Annotated in this window: 13 protein-coding genes and 1 tRNA gene; 7 read left to right on the top strand and 7 right to left on the bottom strand. The window is 65.1% G+C overall.

The genetic code is table 11. The annotated features are described in order from the left end of the window. Nucleotides 1-365: 365 nt before the first annotated feature. The 4 genes from HNO81_RS19170 to HNO81_RS19155 are packed head-to-tail and all read left to right on the top strand — an operon-like array spanning nucleotide 366 to nucleotide 4,178. Nucleotides 366-1,925, top strand: coding sequence for an NCS1 family nucleobase:cation symporter-1 (locus HNO81_RS19170; protein WP_175319685.1), 1,560 nt, complete (start codon nucleotides 366-368; stop codon nucleotides 1,923-1,925). Nucleotides 1,926-1,948: 23 nt separating this feature from the next. Then, entirely contained in the window at nucleotides 1,949-2,692 is a 744-nt protein-coding gene (locus HNO81_RS19165; protein ID WP_175319684.1) for an aspartate/glutamate racemase family protein, read from the top strand. Between the two features lie 14 nt (nucleotides 2,693-2,706). Beyond that, nucleotides 2,707-3,468 carry an SDR family oxidoreductase gene (locus HNO81_RS19160; protein ID WP_175319683.1) on the top strand — a complete coding sequence of 254 codons (762 nt, stop codon included), beginning with the start codon at nucleotides 2,707-2,709 and terminating at the stop codon, nucleotides 3,466-3,468. Between the two features lie 44 nt (nucleotides 3,469-3,512). Next, the gene (locus tag HNO81_RS19155; protein WP_175319682.1) at nucleotides 3,513-4,178 is read left to right on the top strand and encodes a Pr6Pr family membrane protein; all 666 of its coding nucleotides are present in this window, start codon (nucleotides 3,513-3,515) and stop codon (nucleotides 4,176-4,178) included. An 18-nt stretch (nucleotides 4,179-4,196) separates the two neighbouring features. On the opposite strand, the gene HNO81_RS19150 is transcribed toward HNO81_RS19155, so the two are convergent. The 3 genes from HNO81_RS19150 to HNO81_RS19140 are packed head-to-tail and all read right to left on the bottom strand — an operon-like array spanning nucleotide 4,197 to nucleotide 7,250. Then, entirely contained in the window at nucleotides 4,197-4,574 is a 378-nt protein-coding gene (locus HNO81_RS19150; protein WP_175319681.1) for a sterol carrier family protein, read from the bottom strand. Between the two features lie 53 nt (nucleotides 4,575-4,627). Next, nucleotides 4,628-5,644, bottom strand: coding sequence for an asparaginase (locus HNO81_RS19145; protein WP_175319680.1), 1,017 nt, complete (start codon nucleotides 5,642-5,644; stop codon nucleotides 4,628-4,630). 25 nt (nucleotides 5,645-5,669) lie between these two features. Beyond that, nucleotides 5,670-7,250: a molybdopterin-dependent oxidoreductase gene (locus HNO81_RS19140; protein ID WP_175319679.1), complete on the bottom strand. Its 1,581-nt coding sequence runs from the start codon at nucleotides 7,248-7,250 to the stop codon at nucleotides 5,670-5,672. A gap of 99 nt (nucleotides 7,251-7,349) precedes the next feature. Here HNO81_RS19140 and purD point away from each other — a divergent pair, with 99 nt between their 5' ends. Next, nucleotides 7,350-8,666 (top strand): phosphoribosylamine--glycine ligase, encoded by a 1,317-nt coding sequence (gene purD / locus HNO81_RS19135; RefSeq protein WP_175319686.1) that lies wholly within the window; start codon nucleotides 7,350-7,352, stop codon nucleotides 8,664-8,666. A 1-nt stretch (nucleotide 8,667) separates the two neighbouring features. Beyond that, on the top strand, nucleotides 8,668-9,606 hold the full coding sequence (locus HNO81_RS19130; RefSeq protein ID WP_175319678.1) for a phosphoribosylaminoimidazolesuccinocarboxamide synthase: 939 nt from the start codon (nucleotides 8,668-8,670) through the stop codon (nucleotides 9,604-9,606). A 70-nt stretch (nucleotides 9,607-9,676) separates the two neighbouring features. Here the strand turns inward: HNO81_RS19130 and HNO81_RS19125 are convergent, their stop codons facing one another. Further along, nucleotides 9,677-10,942 (bottom strand): helix-turn-helix domain-containing protein, encoded by a 1,266-nt coding sequence (locus HNO81_RS19125; protein ID WP_175319677.1) that lies wholly within the window; start codon nucleotides 10,940-10,942, stop codon nucleotides 9,677-9,679. A gap of 130 nt (nucleotides 10,943-11,072) precedes the next feature. Here HNO81_RS19125 and HNO81_RS19120 point away from each other — a divergent pair, with 130 nt between their 5' ends. Beyond that, on the top strand, nucleotides 11,073-11,300 hold the full coding sequence (locus HNO81_RS19120; protein ID WP_175319676.1) for a hypothetical protein: 228 nt from the start codon (nucleotides 11,073-11,075) through the stop codon (nucleotides 11,298-11,300). Between the two features lie 149 nt (nucleotides 11,301-11,449). On the opposite strand, the gene HNO81_RS19115 is transcribed toward HNO81_RS19120, so the two are convergent. The 3 genes from HNO81_RS19115 to HNO81_RS19105 form a co-directional block, all read right to left on the bottom strand. Further along, nucleotides 11,450-11,526, bottom strand: a tRNA-Pro gene (locus tag HNO81_RS19115). Nucleotides 11,527-11,612: 86 nt separating this feature from the next. Next, nucleotides 11,613-13,439, bottom strand: a complete 1,827-nt coding sequence (locus HNO81_RS19110) for an ABC transporter ATP-binding protein (protein ID WP_175319675.1) — start codon at nucleotides 13,437-13,439, stop codon at nucleotides 11,613-11,615. Then, nucleotides 13,436-15,244, bottom strand: a complete 1,809-nt coding sequence (locus tag HNO81_RS19105) for an ABC transporter ATP-binding protein (RefSeq protein WP_175319674.1) — start codon at nucleotides 15,242-15,244, stop codon at nucleotides 13,436-13,438. Before HNO81_RS19105 ends, HNO81_RS19110 begins: the two co-directional genes overlap by 4 nt. Nucleotides 15,245-15,330 lie beyond the last annotated feature (86 nt).

Below are 15,330 nucleotides of genomic sequence, written 5' to 3'. Positions count from 1 at the left end.
CAGCTGGTTAGTCAACCCGCTGAGGATATGGGAGGTATCTTCTCCTGCAGCCACGGCAGCCTCTTTTCATCTTTGAATGCGATAGGCGCATGTTTTCGTATTGTGAGAAAATATTATTGCTAGACGAGATTAGTTCCGAAGGTGAGCTCTGGTCAACGTGACGGCTGCCACTGGGGACTGACGGTCAGGCTCGGGTCCGAAACAGCGCCTTGTGACCGGCCGGCGCTGTGGAAGGCACTTGACCGCCAGTGACCCAAGTCATACCCTTATTTCACTATTCAATATCTCATTTCCGCAATGTGGAATAACAGAAACGACGAAGGTCGGCCTCACCACGCGGAATACCCCAACGAATTGAGACCCCTATGCAAACCCCTCCCACTGCGGGCGTTGACGCGGAGCCGGGCCTGACAACGCCGTCAGCACATGCCGCCGGCAGCGTTGACGCACTCTGCGAATCAGCCAGTGCCGCCTCAGGTATGAGCATCAGCCCCTCCCTCTACAACGCCGATCTTGCCCCGACCAAGCGCGCGGGCCGCAGCTGGACCAGTTACAGCATCTTCACCCTGTGGGCGAATGACGTACACAGCCTGGGCAACTATGCCTTCGCCATCGGCCTGTTCGCGCTGGGGCTGGGCGGGTGGCAGATCCTCATGGCGCTGGGCATCGGCGCGGCGCTGCTGTTCGGCCTCCTGACCCTCTCCGGATTCATGGGCGTCAAAACCGGTGTCCCCTTCCCGGTCATGAGCCGAATCAGCTTCGGTATCAGGGGAGCGCAGATTGCCAGCCTCCTCCGCGGTGCCGTGGCGGTGGCCTGGTTCGGCATCCAGACGTATCTCGCTTCCGTGGTGTTCCGGGTGATGCTCGTCGCCATGTTCCCCGCCTTGGCGGACCTGGACAAGGATTCCCTCCTGGGCCTGTCCACGCTGGGCTGGATGGCCTTCGTGGCTCTCTGGGTGGTCCAGTTGGTGATCGTCAGCTTCGGAATGGAAATGATCCGCAAGTACGAGGCCTTCGCCGGTCCCGTCATCCTTGCCACCATGGCCGCGATGGCCGTCTGGATTTTCGTGGAGGCCGGGGGAAGCATTGCGTGGTCCTCCGACAAGGCCCTGCAAGGGCCGGAAATGTGGCTCACCATCTTCGCCGGCGGCGCCCTTTGGGTGTCCATCTACGGCACCTTCGTCCTGAACTTCTGCGACTTCACCCGCTCCGCTGTCTCAAAGAAGGCTGTGGTGCGCGGCAACTTCTGGGGCATTCCCATCAACATGCTGCTCTTCGGGGCCATCGTGGTGCTGATGGCCGGTGGCCAGTTCAAGATCAACGGCACCATCATCAAGAGCCCCTCGGACATCGTCCAGACCATCCCCAACACGGTGTTCCTGGTGCTGGCCTGCCTCGCCCTGCTGATCCTGACCATCGCCGTGAACCTGATGGCCAACTTCGTTGCCCCCGTGTACGCACTGACCAACCTCTTCCCCAAGCGGCTCAACTTCCGTAAGGCGGCGATGGTCTCCGCCACGATCGGCCTCCTTATCCTGCCCTGGAATCTCTACAACAACCCGCTGGTCATCGTGTACTTCCTCGGCGGCCTTGGTGCGCTGCTCGGCCCGCTGTTCGGCGTCGTCATGGCTGACTACTGGCTGATCCGGCGCGGCAAGGTCAACGTGCCGGAGCTCTACACGGCGTCCCCGGACGGGGCGTATTTCTACAAGAAGGGCGTCAACCCCAGGGCAATCATCGCCATGGTTCCCGCCGCCGTCCTGGCCCTCCTCATCGCGTTTGTTCCGGGCCTGGCCGCCGCTGCCCCCTTCGCCTGGTTCTTTGCCGCCGGTATTGCCGCGGCACTGTACTTCTTCATCGCCGACCGCAACCAACGGCTCGTGGACCACGACGGCGAGGCAATCGCCGTCGCCAGCACCCACTGAACCGCAGGACAGAGGACCCTCCCATGCGCATACTTGTCGCCAACGTCAACACCACCCGCTCCATGACCGATTCCATCGCGGCCTCCGCACGCAGCGTGGCCGCCCCCGGAACAGAAATCGTGGGCATTACCCCGAGGTTCGGCGCGGACTCGTGTGAGGGCAACTTTGAAAGCTACCTGGCGGCCATCGCCGTCATGGACGCCGTCACGTCCCATCCGGAGCCGTTCGACGCCGTAATCCAGGCCGGCTACGGCGAACACGGCCGCGAAGGGCTGCAGGAGCTCCTGGAGGTACCGGTGGTGGACATCACCGAGGCGGCTGCCAGCACGGCCATGTTCCTGGGGCATAAATATTCCGTGGTCACCACCCTGGACCGTACGGTGCCCCTCATCGAGGACCGGCTGAAGCTGGCCGGCCTGGACGCCAGGTGCGCGTCCGTCCGGGCCAGCGGCATGGCCGTGCTGGAGCTTGAGGAGGAGCCGGACCGCGCCGTGGAGGCCATCATCAACCAGGCCATGCTGGCGGTCACCCAGGACAAGGCCGAGGTCATCGTCCTGGGCTGCGGAGGCATGGCGGGGCTGGACGAACAGATCCGGCAACGGGCAGGCGTGCCCGTGGTGGACGGGGTGGCTGCCGCCGTGACCATCGCCGAATCCTTGGTCCGGATGAAACTGTCCACCTCCAAGGTGCGGACCTTCGCCGCCCCGAGGCCCAAAACCGTCATAGGCTGGCCGCTGAACATGCCGGCCGTGCCGGCGCAGCCCTGAACCAGGAGAACACCGTGAGCAGCCCTCAACAGGTCCCAAGAGTAGCCGTCGTCACCGGGGCCGGGTCCGGCATCGGCCGGGAGGTGGCCCGGCAGATGCTGGCGGCCGGCTACCGCGTGGCGCTTGCCGGCCGCCGGGAGGCGCAGCTGAAGGAAACCGCTGACAACAACCCGCACGCGCTGGTGGTGCCCTGCGACGTCACCCGGCCCGACGACGTCGAGCAGCTTTTCGAGGCGGCCCGCCAACAGTGGGGACGGGTGGACGTGCTGTTCAACAACGCCGGTGTCTTCGGTCCGGCCGCCGGCGTGGACGAAATCAGCTTCGAGGACTGGAACGCAACCCTGGCGGTAAACCTTACGGGGTCCATGCTCTGCGCGGCGGCCGCCGTGCAGACCATGAAGGCGCAGCAGCCGCAGGGCGGCCGGATCATCAACAACGGCTCCATCTCCGCCCACTCGCCCCGCCCCCGGACTGTCGCCTATACCGTCACCAAGCACGCCATGACCGGGCTGACCAAGAGCATCGAACTGGACGGCCGCGGCTTTGGCATCACCTGCGGACAGATCGACATTGGCAACACGGCCACGGAGATCATGGACACCATCGGTGTGGGCTCCGGCGCGCTGCAGGCGGACGGCAGCCGCAAGGTGGAACCGATGTTCCCGGTGGCCGACGCAGCGCGCGCGGTGCTGATGATGGCCAACATGCCGGCCTCGGCCAGTGTGGGCTCGGTGGTGGTCACCGCCGCCGGCATGCCCTTCGTCGGCCGCGGTTAGCCGCCCTGCAGGGCTGGTTGCCCGGAAGGCCCTAGGATCAGGCCATGACCGTAAACAGGGGGCTGGCTCTTTTCCGCTTTTGGTTCGCGCTGCTGGGCTTCGTGGCCGTGCTGTTCCAGTTCCTGCACTTGGTGCAGAACGTGCCCGGGGCCAAAGCCGGAAACTACTTCAGCTACTTCACCATCGAGTCCAACATCATTGCCTTCGTGACCCTGGCGATCGCGGGCTGGTACGCCTGGAAAGGCAGCAGCCCGCGATGGCTCGAGCTGCTCCGCGGCGCCGCCACCGTCTACATGACCATTACCGGGATCACGTACAGCCTGTTGCTGAGCGACGTGGACGTGAACACGCCGATCCCGTGGATCAACGTGGTGCTGCACTACACCATCCCAACCGTCATGGTCATCGACTGGTTGGTGGACCTCCCCCGGACCAGGATCCCGGTCCGGACCTCCCTGGTGTGGCTCTCGTTTCCGATGCTCTACCTTGCCTACAGCCTGGTCCGGGGTCCCATCGTGGACTGGTACCCCTACCCGTTCCTTGATCCGAGGGCTGCGGGCTACGGCACGGTTGCCGTCATGTCCGTCCTGATCGCGCTCGGCGCGTTTGCCTTCGCCGTAGTGGCGGCACTGTCCACGCGGCTGCAGAACCGGGTCCCGCATGCAGCGGCGGAGCCGGCCGAGGCGGATCCGGCAGCCCGGTCCCTCTGAGCGGCGGTTGGCGGCAGGCTAGAGGGGGAGCAGGGCAGAGAGGTCCGCGCGGAGGCCTGATGCCGCCACTTTGTGGGCTGCGACGGCGTCCGCCCACGCCATCCGGCCGGTGACCATCGCAAGCCAGGTGGCGGCGTCGCACTCAATCACGTTGGGCGGGGTGCCGCGCGTATGCCGCGGGCCCTCCACGCACTGGGTGACGCCAAACGGCGGCACCCGCACTTCAACCGAATTGCCCGGCGCGCGGGCCGTCAGCTCCTCCAGGGAATACCGCACCGCAGTGGCCAGGACGGTCCGTGGCAGGGGAGCGTCCGACGGCGGCTGCGCACCTTCCAGCCACGCCTTCAGCGCTGCTTTGCCTTCCTGGACGTCAATACGACGGCGGGCTACGGCCATGCTTCCAGGCTTCCTTTCGCGGGGTTTGAATTCGCGGGGTTTGACGACGGGTGTCAGTCCAGGAGGGCGGAAACCGCCGGTCCCAACCGGATCTGTCCCACCGGCCGGCCACCGCCCAGTACGGGTTCCACCACCTGCTCCAGGACGCTGGCAACGCCCGGGATTTCCACGGCTCCTGCTGCGGCCAGCAGGGTCAGTGCCACCAGTGAGGTTGCCCGGATGTTCCCGTCCAGGATTTTGACGGCCACTGAGACCCCTTGGGGCGTGGCCATGGCAAGGACGCCCTCGGCGCCGATTTTGGCGATGACCTCCAGCTCGTCCATCACCACGGTGTTGGCTTCCCCCCGGCCCTGCACGGCCCACGGGTAATCCAGCATTGACGTGGCGATGGTGGCGGCCCTGGCGCTGTAGCTCTGGTCCCCAGGGGCCTTGGCCAGTTGTGAGTAGGCCCTGGCCAGGCCTTTGAGCGAGACTGCCGCCACCGGCGCGCCGCAGCCGTCGATCCCCAAATGGGCGATCTTCTCCTCGGTGTATTCCTCAATGACGTTCCGCACCCGCTGCTGGAGGGGATGGTTGGGCTCCAGGTAGGTCTGCGTGTCCCACCCGTTCTCCGTGCAGGCCCAGAGGAAGGCGGCGTGCTTCCCTGAACAGTTGTAGGCCAGCCGGGATTTCCCCTTTTCCGAACGCACCAGCCAGTTCCGGGCCGTTTCGTCCTGCGGCCATGCTTCCGGGCACTGCAGCTGGTCTTCGCGGACCCCTGCCGCCTTGAGCATGCCCCCCACAACGTCCATATGGTCCAGGGACCCGGTGTGGCTTCCGCAGGCGATGGCTACCTGGGCGCCCCGCAGGGGTACCCCGGACTGCATGGAGGCCAAGGCTTGGAACGGCTTCAGCGCGGACCGGGCATAGACGGGGGTGTTGATGTCGCCAAGCTCCGTCACCACCGAGCCGTCGGCGGACAGGAGGACGGCGGAGCCAACGTGCCGTGACTCCACGAACCCGCTGCGTTCGATCACGGCCAGTTCGACGGCGGAGTCCACGGTAAAGGTTGCGTGCGGATTGTGCGGCATAACGCCAGTCTATGGGGCGGTCCCCTTACTGGACGGTCACCATGACCGACTGCCAGCCGGAGGCTCCGTCGGGAACCGGGTCTGCGCGCTTGTCGGTCTGGACCTCTCCGGTGCCGTCGGTGGCGCGGACCTTGATGTAATGCGGGCCGGGCGTGGCGTCCCACTCGTAGGACCACTGGCGCCAGGTGACGGTTGAGGCCTCGTCGGAAAGCGTGGCCTCCGCCCAGTCGCCATTGTCGATCTGGATTTCAACCTTGGTGATGCCGCGCGTCTGGGCCCAGGCGGTACCGCCCACGGCGACTTTTCCGGCGGGTACTTTGGCGAAGGACTTGGGTACGTCCACGCGGGCCATGGTCTTGATGGGACCCCGCTCCGACCAGCCGCGGTCGGTCCAGTAGGCCTTGTTGTCCGCGAAACGGGTCACCTCCAGGTCCACCACCCATTTGGTGGCGGAAACAAATCCATAGAGTCCTGGAACCACCATCCGCACCGGGTAGCCGTGCTCCAATGGCAGCGGCTCACCGTTCATGCCAATGGCCAGCATGGCGTCCCGGTCGTCCTGCAGGACTTCCAGGGGCGTGGAAGCGCTGAAACCGTCGATGGACTTGGACAGGACCATGTCCGCCCCGGCCTTGGGCTTGGCGCGGGCAAGGACGTCGCGGATGGGAAGGCCCAGCCACTTGGCGTTGCCGGCGAGGTTGCCGCCCACGGGGTTGGAGACGCAGGTCAGGGTCACATGGGATTCGATCAGCTGGGCGTCCAGCAGGTCCTGGAAGGTGAGGGTGAGCTCCTGCTCCACCAGTCCGTGCACGCGCAGCTCCCAGTCGTCAATGTTGATTTCGGGGACGCTCAGGGCCGTGTCGATGCGGTAGAAGTCATTGTTGGGGGTCAGCCACGGGGCGACTCCCTGCACCGGGGACTGGACTCCCGCCGGTACCGGGGCGGCCGCCTTTGCCGGTGCCGGCAGCGTGAGCGCGTCACGGGCCTTGGTGACGTTGCTGCGGGCAGCGCCCAGGAGGCGCCCGCCGGTGGCGGCGATGCCTGCGGCCACGGCAGTGACTCCGGCAGTGGCGAAGAACCGGCGCCGGTTGGTGCCACCGCCCTGATTGCGGGCGTCGTCGTCGCGGTCCGCCGGTGCTTCAGGCCAGGTGTGCAGCCCCCACAGCGGCACCATGAGCCGGCGCAGGACCACCAGGCCGGCAACCGTTCCCAGGATGGAAGGGATGGCGTCCGCGCCGCTGACGCCGGAGCGGGTCACCACGCAGCCCACGATTACGGCCCCCATGAACAGCACTCCCAGGACCCCCAGCGCCCATTTCCGGTAGGCCACCACGCCCAGGATGCAGGCCAGTACCGCGATGGTCAGCCCCATGCCCACGAACAGGGCGGCCTTGTCGTTCGTGCCAAAGGTGGCGATCGCAAAGTCCTTCAACCAGGGCGGGGTGAAGTCGATGAAGGTGGACCCCAGGGCAAACAGGGGCGTCGCCCGGGCAGTGAAGAATGCGCCGATCAGCTCCGCAACGGCAAGTACGACGGCGGCTGCCACCACGCCTGCCAGTGCGGCCATGGCGGTGGCGCCCGTAATCCGGTTTAGAGGCTTTGTCATGCCTATGGTTCGGAGTGGCGGCCGCCACGGATTGATCGTGTCCCGGGTGAAGGACACAGCTTAGGAACGGAAAGGGTGCACAAAGTACCCTTGGAGACTGTGAAGGTACTCGTCATTGGCCCCGGAGGCCGCGAACACGCCATTGTCCGCTCCCTGCTCGCCGACCCCAACGTGTCCGAAGTCCACGCGGCGCCCGGCAACGCCGGAATCAGCAAGCTGGTCCCGACACACAACATCAACGGCAACGATCCGGAGGCAGTCGCAGAGCTGGCCACCCGGCTCGCCGTGGACCTCGTGGTGGTTGGCCCCGAAGCACCTTTGGCCGCGGGCGTCTCCGACGCGGTGCGCGAGGCCGGGATCCCCGTCTTCGGCCCCAGCAAGGCGGCTGCCCAACTCGAAGCCTCCAAGGCCTTCGCCAAGGAAGTCATGGCGGAGGCTGGCGTCCCTACGGCCATGGCCCTGGTGGCAACCAACGCGGAGGAAGCAGCCTCCGCCCTGGACACGTTCGGTGCGCCCTATGTGGTGAAGGACGACGGCCTGGCTGCTGGCAAGGGCGTCGTGGTCACCAGGAACCGCGATGAAGCCCTGGCGCACGCCCAGTCCTGCTTCGACGCCGGCGGTTCCGTGGTCATTGAAGAGTTCCTGGACGGTCCTGAGGTTTCCCTCTTCGTCCTCTGCGACGGCCATAACACCGTGGCGCTCTCACCGGCCCAGGACTTCAAGCGCATCTTCGATAACGATGAAGGTCCCAACACCGGTGGAATGGGCGCCTACACCCCGCTCGAGTGGGCCCCGGAAGGCCTGGTCCAGGAAGTCCTGGAACGGGTAGCCCAACCCACGGTCAACGAGATGGCCCGCCGCGGGACCCCGTTCGTCGGAGTCCTGTTCGTGGGGCTGGCCCTTACCTCCCGCGGGACCCGGGTCATCGAATTCAACGTCCGTTTCGGCGACCCCGAGACGCAGGCGGTCCTCGCCCGGCTCAAGACCCCCCTCGGCGCGCTGCTGATGGCAGCTGCCAAGGGCGAACTGGACAAGGCAGAAGAGCTGCGGTGGTCCAAGGACACCGCTGTCGCCGTCGTTATTGCGTCCGGGAACTACCCGGACAAGCCGCGCACGGGCGACCGCATCCGCGGGCTCAAGAAGGTGGAAGCCCTGGACGGCGTGCACGTCATCCACGCCGGAACCGCCGTGGACGGGGACGGGAAAGTGGTTTCCGCAGGCGGCCGGGTTTTGGCCGTCGTCGCCCTGGGCAGCGACCTGGTGGAAGCGCGCGAAAAAGCGTACGACGGCGTGGAGCTGGTCCAGCTGGAAGGCTCCCAGTTCCGCACCGACATTGCCCGCAAGGCCGCCCGCGGCGAAATCAAGGTGCCCTACGGCGCCACCGGCTCGATGCCCATCGTGAAAGCAAAGGCCTGACATGACTGAGAATCCGCAGAACCGCGGTTACGCCACCGCCACCCTGGAACTTCCCGGCTGGAGGCACATCTATTCCGGCAAGGTCCGCGACCTCTACGAGCCCGCGGACCAATCCACCGTGCAGCGCTTTGGGCAGGACTGCGTGCTGGTGGTGGCCAGCGACCGCATCAGCGCCTACGACCATGTGCTGTCCAGCGAAATCCCGGACAAAGGGCGCATCCTCACCCAGTTGAGCCTCTGGTGGTTTGACCAGCTGGGCGTGGAACACCACGTGCTCGGCTCAACCGTTGAGGACGGTGTTCCGGCAGAGGTGGAGGGCCGGGCCATGATCTGCAAGAAGCTCGACATGTTTCCGGTGGAATGCATTGCCCGCGGCTACCTCACCGGCTCTGGGCTGGTGGAATACAAGGCGTCCGGCACGGTGTGCAACATTCCGCTGCCGGAAGGCCTGGTGGATGGATCCCGGCTGGAACACGCCATCTTCACCCCGTCCGCCAAAGCCCTGATTGGCGAGCACGACGAGAACATCACCTATGACGCCGTAGTGGCCTTGGTGGGCGACGACATCGCCGGCCGCCTCAAGGAACTGACGCTGAAGATCTATACGACGGCGGAAAAGATTGCCCGGGAGCGCGGCATCATCCTGGCGGACACCAAGGTGGAATTCGGGTACGACCCCGTGTCCGGGTCCATCACGCTGGGCGACGAGGTGCTGACCCCCGATTCCTCGCGCTTCTGGGACGCCGCTACCTACAAGCCCGGCCAGGCCCAGCCGTCCTATGACAAACAGTACGTGCGCGACTGGCTGACCTCGGCCGAATCCGGCTGGGACAAGTCCTCGGACACCCCGCCGCCGGCTCTTCCGGCAGACGTGGTGGAGCGGACCCGGAGCCGTTACGTCGAAGCGTACGAAAAGATTACGGGGAAGGCCTTCTCCTAGGGCTGCACCTTCAAAGGCTGAAACAAAGAGCCAGGCAGGCCTGTATGCAAGGGCCTGCCTGGCTTTTTGGTCAGCTGGCTTTGGAAGCCGATGCCGCCCGCTTCTGCGCGAGCTTGATTTCGAGGATGGCGTCCAATGCCTGCTGGACCCGGTCCTGCGCGCCGGCAGTGGCGAAGGCTGTACGGGCTTCCTCGAGGTGTACCAGCGCCTCTTCGGTGTCGCCCGCGGCCTTGAGCGATTTGCCCAGGAGGAGTGAGACTTCACCTGCAGTGTGCTTGGCGAGTTCGGAACGCCCCGCGTAGATCTCGCGGAGCTTTTCGACCGCCCCAACAATGTCCCCGGTCAGGTACAACCACCGGGCACGAATAAACGCCACCTCAAGCTCGTCGCTCTTGGTGCCGCTCACAATGGAGAACGCCAGCTCAGCGCGCTCAATCGCAGAAAGCGTCTCAGGTTCGACGATCCCCGAGGAGAGCCTGACCGCTGCGGAGGCCTTGTTGAACCTGGCCCACAGTTCGATGTCGTTCGCGGGGGAGAGCAAGCGTGCGGCCCGCTCGTGGTGCTTGACGCCTTCCGCGTAGTCGTGGCGCATGAAGGCAACGTTGCCAACAACCCAGGCCACTTCGCCGGCCAACTGGGACATGGAGTTTTCGTCGACCTGCGCCACGAGCGTTTGGCAGTACGACCAGGCCTGGTCCAGCCTGCCGCTTTCAGCCAGGGCACCAATGAGGACGCGGAGGGCTCCGGTGATTATTGTCGAACTCTTCGGCAGTTGCTCCGAAAGCTTCATGGCTTCCATCGCCTGGTCGACGGCGGCAGAGAGCTGACCCTGGCGCTGGTACACCGTGGCAAGCATCTGCCGGGCCCGAACTGCCAGGCCCACGGACTCCCTGGCCATGGGGTGTTCCATCAGGCGCTCAATGATCTGTTGGCATTCCTTCAGGTCCCCGTGCTTCATGAGGCATTCGGCCTGCATGTAGGTCATGTTCCACCAGGCACTGGTATTCCTGGAGTCCAGTGCGATCTGGGCCGCCGATGCTGCGTGGCTTGCCGCCAGCGGGTAGTCACGGAGATCCCAGGCCTGCCGGGCATAAAGGCCCGCGAGGACGTATTCCGCATCGCCAATGGATATTGGCTGGCTCCAGGCCTCCAGCGCTTTCGGCGCGAGTTCAAGGCGCCGGGCGAGCTCCTCGATGACCTCTGTCGTCGGTTCCCTGCGGCCGGTCTCGAGCAGAGAGATGTAACTGGGAGAATAAAGGTCCTTGCCGAGTTCGGCCTGCGTCATCCCGCGCTCGAGCCTCTCAGCGCGGAGCTTCTCTCCGAATCCGTTTCCCATGGGATCCTCCCTTCGTGGGCCGTCTTGGGCAAAACGCTTGACAGCCCCTGTGGAAAATATTTTACAATGTGTGTCAACAAGGGAAGTGCTGGCTTTGTAACGAATCCGACTCGTATTGAGGAACCAAACTATGTTGAAGAAGATCGCAACTGCGGCCGCGCTTGCTGGCGCGCTCGCATTTTCTGCGGCTGCTCCGGCCGTCCTTTCTGCCGGTTCCCTCGCGGACTCGACTGGCACATCGGTAGCAACCGGCAATTGGCCGGACCCGATGTCCAAGCCGGTCAAGGGCAAGAAGGCCACGTCCACCACGGACACCTCGTACATCACGTACACGGGCAACTGGCCGGACCCGATGTAACAAGCTTCCTCATAACAGGAGGCGACAAGAGCCCCGGGGCAACAGCTCCGGGGCTCTTTTGTGACCGGCGGGGCTGATCTGCGCACGGTCGTCGACACCGCATCGGAATGCAAAAAGAGGGCCTCCGCAAGGAGACCCTCTTTTCGTTATGGTCGGGATGACAGGATTTGAACCTGCGACCTCGTCGTCCCGAACGACGCGCGCTACCAAGCTGCGCCACATCCCGATCCGTTGCAAAAGCAACTTTACAAGGATAGCCGATTCCCGGTCCCGATGCGAAATCGTGAGTCCAGGCCCCGGGTGTGGACCTCCTCAGACCAGCGAATCCTTCCAGGCCCCGTGCAGGTCTGCGAACCGGCCGCCGCCGCCAATGAGGTCGGCAGGCGTCCCGTCTTCAACGATGCGCCCGTCGTGGACCACCAGGACACGGTCCGCCGTCTCCACGGTGGAGAGCCGGTGGGCGATGATCAGGGCAGTCCTCCGCGCGGCGTCAGTGCCGGCCAGCAGCCGGGCAAGGCCTGCCTGCACCAGGCGCTCGGATGGAATGTCCAGCGAGGAGGTGGCTTCATCCAGGATCAGCACGGCCGGCCGCGCCAGGAATGCCCGGGCAAAACTGATCAGCTGGCGCTGGCCGGAGGAGACCCTGCCGCCGCGCTTGTTGACGTCCGTGTCGTAGCCCTCAGGGAGTTCCATGATGAACTCGTGTGCCCCTACGGCTTTGGCCGCGTCCTCGATTTCGGCGCGCGACGCCTCCGGCCGGCCCAGCGCAATGTTGTCCGCCACCGAGCCGCTGAAAAGGAACGCTTCCTGGGTGACCATGACAATGTTCCGGCGGAGGTCGGACGTAGCCAGGTCCCGGAGATCGATCCCGTCCAGGGTCAGGGTGCCGGAGGTGACGTCGTAGAACCGGGCGATGAGCTTTGCCAGAGTCGATTTGCCGGCGCCTGTCTGGCCCACCAGCGCCACGGTCTGTCCGGCCGGGATGTGCAGGTCCAAGGTGGGCACCACCATGGGCCCGTCGCCGTAGCGGAACTCGACGTCGTTGAAGTCGATACGCCCGGTGGCGGTGGTCAAGGCAACCGGGTTCTTTGGCGGCCGGACCGTGGGTACCTCTTCCAGGAGTCCCGAGACCTTTTCCAGGGCTGCCTGCGCGCTCTGGAATGAGTTGTAGAACATGGCCATCTGGTCCACCGGCTGGAAGAACCGTTTGGTGGACAGGATGAGGGCCAGGAGCACGCCCACGGCAAGGTCCCCGTCCAGTACGCGGAACCCGCCGAAGAGCAGCACCACGGCCACGCAGACGTTGCCAATCAGTACCAGGCCAGGCTGGAAGATGCCGTTGAGGTTGATGGAGCGGACGGTGACCAGCCGGTAGTCCTCAGCCAGCTTTCCGTACCGCTCCGAGTTTTCCTTCTCCTTGCGGAAGGCTTTCACGGCGCGGATGCCGGTCATGGTTTCCACGAAATGCACAATCAGCCGCGCAGAGACCACCCGGGATTCGCGGAAGGCGATCTGCGAATGCTTTTGGTACCAGCGGGACAGGAAGAACATGGGTACGCCCGCGGCGAGCACCAGCAGGCCACTGCGCCAGTCCAGGGCAAAAATGGTGGCCGCGGTGAAGGCCATGAACAGCATCCCTGAAGCCAGCGAGCTGACGCCGGAGTCGAGCAGTTCGCGCAGCGCCTCCAGGTCGGAGGTCTGCCGGGCGATGATCCTTCCGGAGGTGTATTTTTCGTGGAATTCAAGGCTGAGCCGCTGGGTATGCCGGAACACGCGGACGCGGAGGTCCAGCAGCATGGCCTGGCTGAGCCGCGCGGTGGAGGTGACATACAGGGCGGTGAGTCCCGCCGTCGCAATTGCTGCCAGCAAGTAGGCGACGCCGGTGAACACCAGCGGAAGGTTGTCGCCGGCCTGGAGAGCGGGGAGGGCGTGGTCGATGCCGAACGCGATCAGTGCCGGGCCGGCCACGCGCGCGGCCTGGGAGAGCACCACCATGGCGATGGTCAGCCAGAACCGGAGGCGCACGGGACGGATCAGCGATCCCAGCAGCGCGAGCGACCGGCGCCGTACTGCCCGGCTCTCCGCCTTGCTCAGGTGGGCGTTGTCCTCATTGGCGGTGCCAAACGATGCGGTACTCATCGGGTTACTTCCTCGGACTGGTCTTCAAGCGCAGAGAGTTCTGAGTCCAGGTCCCGGGGCTCCGGGTCCAGGCTGGCGATGACGTAGCGGTAGTGCTCGTTGCTGGCCAGCAGGTCGGTATGGGTTCCCACCGCGGCAATGCGACCGTCCTCGAGCAGTGCCACCCGGTCAGCCAGGGCAACGGTGGACGGCCGGTGGGCCACGATGAGGGTGGTGGTGTCCTTCAGGACTTCACGGAGTCGAGCCTCCACCAGTTCCTCGGTGTGGACGTCCAGGGCGGACAGGGGATCGTCCAGCACCAGTACGTGCGGGCGGGCAGCGATGGCACGCGCCAGGGCAATGCGCTGCCGCTGGCCTCCGGACAGGCTCAGGCCTTCCTCTCCGATCAATGTGTCCACACCCTGTGGCAAAGAGTAGGCGAAGTGGGCCTGGGCGACGTCGAGGGCTTCGTCCAGGACCTCATCGGAGCGGACCGGCGCGCCGAGCAGGACGTTGTCCCGCACCGAATTGGAGAACAGCGTGGTGTCCTCGAAGGCCACCCCCACCACCCTGCGCAGTTCCTCCACCTCGAAGTCCCTGATGTCGACGCCGTCGATGCTGATGGCGCCGCTGGTGACGTCATACAGGCGGGGCACCAGCTGGATCAGCGCACTTTTCCCGCTGCCCGTGACGCCTACCAGGGCCATGGTCTCGCCGGGCCTGACCTCAAGGTCGATGTCCTTGAGGATCGGCTTGTCCGGTGCATCCTCAAAGGCGAAGGTCGCGTTGCCGATGTGCAGCGCGCCCGCCAGCTCACCGGGCTGCACGGGTTCCACCGGGCTGGTGATGGTATTCCGGGTGTCCATCACTTCGTAGTGGCGGTCGACGGCGGTTTTGGCAGTGAGTGCCATGGCCAGCAGCATGCCGGAGAACTCGACGGGGGAGGCGATGACTGCCGCGGTGGCGAAGAAGGCCACCAGCGCACCGATACTCAACTCGCCGGTGGCACACAGCATGACGCCCACCACCAGTCCTGCACCCAGGGCCAGCTCGGGAAGCAGGGTGACCACCATGGTGAACGTTGCCTGGTGGCGCGCCTTCTCGATCTCTGTCTGCCGAAGCTCTTCCGCCTGCTCGTTGAAGTTTTCCAGGGCTTCGCGGCTGCGGCCAAAGGCCTTGAGGACCCTGATCCCATGGACGGATTCCTCCACGGTGGTGGCAAGATCGCCGGCCTGGTCCTGGCTGCGCCGGGCAACCTTGCTGAACCGTGTGCGGAACCGGAAGCTGTTGATGGTGATGGGAACGGCGGCGGCAAGGAAGATCAGGGCCAGCTGCCAGCTCATCGCAAACATGGCCACGATGCCGATGATCACCGTAAGGCTGGTGACCACCAGCATGATGGCGCCGAAGGCCATCCACCGGCGGAGGAAGTTCAGGTCCGTCATGGCCCTGGACAGCAGCTGCCCCGAGCCCCAGCGGTCGTGGAACGAGACGGTCAGTTCCTGGAGATGGTCATAGAGCGAGACCCGCATCCGTGTTTCCACGGTGGTGGCCGGGTTGATGACGAACTGCCGGCGCAAGGCCACCAGTCCGGCTTCGGCCACGCCCAGCACCAGGATGACGCCTGCAGAGATCCAGACCGCCTCCGCTGAACCACCGGGCTGCAGGACGGTGTTGACCAGGATCCGCAGTACCTGGGGGATGGTCAGGGCCACCACGCTGGCCAGGAGCGCACAGAGCAGTCCCAGCAGGAGCCTGGGGATAATGGGCCGGACGTGCGGATAAAGACGGCCGATGGATCGGAAAAAGGGAGTCTGCTTGGCCATGCCCGCTTCTCAAGCTATAAAACGAATGTAGTTTCCTCTGGCAGCAACCCTATGCCATGGAGTGAGACGATTCACAGACCTGCAGC

This window comes from Pseudarthrobacter sp. C4D7, from assembly GCF_013359725.1.
Lineage (GTDB): Bacteria > Actinomycetota > Actinomycetes > Actinomycetales > Micrococcaceae > Arthrobacter.
The sequence above is the reverse complement of the archived record's forward strand: the minus strand, read 5'-3'. Positions and strand labels throughout refer to the sequence as shown.

Bases quoted from the DNA above. Each gene is read 5' to 3' on its own strand.
- HNO81_RS19170 (WP_175319685.1), top strand. From the start codon at position 366: ATGCAAACCCCTCCCACTGCGGGCGTTGACGCGGAGCCGGGCCTGACA.
- HNO81_RS19165 (WP_175319684.1), top strand. From the start codon at position 1,949: ATGCGCATACTTGTCGCCAACGTCAACACCACCCGCTCCATGACCGAT.
- HNO81_RS19155 (WP_175319682.1), top strand. From the start codon at position 3,513: ATGACCGTAAACAGGGGGCTGGCTCTTTTCCGCTTTTGGTTCGCGCTG.
- HNO81_RS19150 (WP_175319681.1), bottom strand. From the start codon at position 4,574: ATGGCCGTAGCCCGCCGTCGTATTGACGTCCAGGAAGGCAAAGCAGCG.
- HNO81_RS19145 (WP_175319680.1), bottom strand. From the start codon at position 5,644: ATGCCGCACAATCCGCACGCAACCTTTACCGTGGACTCCGCCGTCGAA.
- HNO81_RS19140 (WP_175319679.1), bottom strand. From the start codon at position 7,250: ATGACAAAGCCTCTAAACCGGATTACGGGCGCCACCGCCATGGCCGCA.
- HNO81_RS19130 (WP_175319678.1), top strand. From the start codon at position 8,668: ATGACTGAGAATCCGCAGAACCGCGGTTACGCCACCGCCACCCTGGAA.
- HNO81_RS19125 (WP_175319677.1), bottom strand. From the start codon at position 10,942: ATGGGAAACGGATTCGGAGAGAAGCTCCGCGCTGAGAGGCTCGAGCGC.
- HNO81_RS19120 (WP_175319676.1), top strand. From the start codon at position 11,073: ATGTTGAAGAAGATCGCAACTGCGGCCGCGCTTGCTGGCGCGCTCGCA.
- HNO81_RS19110 (WP_175319675.1), bottom strand. From the start codon at position 13,439: ATGAGTACCGCATCGTTTGGCACCGCCAATGAGGACAACGCCCACCTG.
- HNO81_RS19105 (WP_175319674.1), bottom strand. From the start codon at position 15,244: ATGGCCAAGCAGACTCCCTTTTTCCGATCCATCGGCCGTCTTTATCCG.